2 protein-coding genes are annotated in these 1,646 nt (G+C 62.3%); both read left to right on the forward strand.

The features are described 5' to 3' along the window. On the forward strand, positions 1-664 hold a 664-nt coding region (locus NKJ20_RS33950; protein ID WP_352749943.1), incomplete at its 5' end, for an ATP-binding cassette domain-containing protein. Next, on the forward strand, positions 664-1,646 hold a 983-nt coding region (locus tag NKJ20_RS33955; RefSeq protein ID WP_352749945.1), incomplete at its 3' end, for an HlyD family type I secretion periplasmic adaptor subunit. The genes NKJ20_RS33950 and NKJ20_RS33955, both read left to right, overlap by 1 nt.

Consider the following 1,646-nt stretch of genomic DNA (forward strand, 5'->3'; position numbering starts at 1 on the left):
GGGTGCCGGCCTTGGCATCGTCGGACCGAGCGCGTCCGGAAAATCATCGCTTGTCCGAGCAATAGCCGGGATATGGCTTCCAGCCCGCGGGACCGTCAGGCTGGACGGAGCAACGCTCGACCAGTGGTCGCCGCAAGAGCTGGGCAACCATGTCGGCTATCTGCCGCAGGATGTGCAACTGTTCGATGGCACCATTGCCGAGAACATCGCACGTTTCGAACCTCAAGCCTCTTCGGACAAGATACTAGCGGCGGCGCGCGCGGCCGGCGTTCATGACCTTGTCGTCCATCTGCCGGAAGGCTACGAAACGCGGATCGGCGAGGCCGGATCGGCGCTTTCGGCGGGCCAGCGACAGCGGGTTGCGCTCGCACGGGCACTCTATGGCGATCCGTTCCTGGTTATCTTGGACGAGCCCAATTCCAACCTCGATTCCGAAGGGGAGGCCGCGCTGGCGGCGGCAATTGAGGGCGTGCGGGCGCGAGGCGGCATTGCTGTCGTCGTCGCCCATCGGCCGAGCGCCCTAGCAAGCCTGGATCAGGTACTCGTCATGGCCAACGGCCGTGTCCAGGCGTTTGGCCCCAAGAATGAGGTCTTGAGCAAGGTAACCCGTTCGGGCGGCGTTCCCCTGAAGGTCGTCTCCGGCCCTGAGGAGGCGACACACTGATGACGCAACACGCGGCATCGGCGATCGACCGGACCATCCGACGCTATCTGTTCGGCGGTGTCGCGGTCTGCATGCTCCTGGTTGGTGGGGCGGGAAGCCTGGCCGCGGTCACGGAGCTTTCTGGAGCCGTCATTGCTTCGGGAAGGCTGGTCGTCGATTCCAGCGTTAAAAAGGTGCAGCATCCAACGGGTGGCGTGGTCGGTCAGATCCTCGTTCGAGAAGGCGACGCCGTGAAGGCGGGCCAGGTTTTGATCCGTCTCGATGAAACCGTGACCCGGGCCGATTTAGCCATGGTCACCAAGAGCCTGGACGAATTCGAGGCCCGTCTGGCCCGCCTCGAAGCCGAGCGCGATGGCACTGACACCATCGCCTTCCCATCTTCGCTGACGTCGCGGCAGGACGATCCTGAGATCCGGCGTGCGCTGGCCGGCGAGCTGTCCTTGTTCGAATTTCGTCGCCAGGCCCGCGCTGGCCAGAAGGCTCAGTTGAGAGAGCGCATTGCTCAGCTCGCCGAAGAAGTCGCCGGCTTGAGCGAGCAAAGGGATGCTAAAAGCCAGGAAATTAAATTGATCGGGCTTGAGCTCGACGGCATGCGCAAGCTCTGGGAACGCAAGCTGGTTTCAATCGATCGCATAACGACGCTTGAGCGTGACGCAGTCCGGCTTAACGGCGAACATGGGAAGCTGACCGCGGCAATCGCGCAATCGAAGGGTCATACATCCGAAATCCGTTTGCAGATCATTCAGATCGACCAGGATTTGCGCAGCGAGGTGGCAACCGAGCTCCGTGACGTCCAGGCAAAGCTCTCGGAGTTGGTCGAACAAAAGGTCTCGGCCGAGGATCAGCTCAAGCGGATCGATATACGCAGCCCGCAGACTGGCGTCGTCCACCAGCTCGGCGTGCACACGGTCGGTGGCGTCATATCTGCGGGAGAGCTCATCATGCAGATTGTCCCTGTCACAGACGACCTGACCGTCGAGGC

The sequence above is a fragment of the Mesorhizobium sp. M0185 genome (genome assembly GCF_040322175.1).
Lineage (GTDB): Bacteria > Pseudomonadota > Alphaproteobacteria > Rhizobiales > Rhizobiaceae > Mesorhizobium.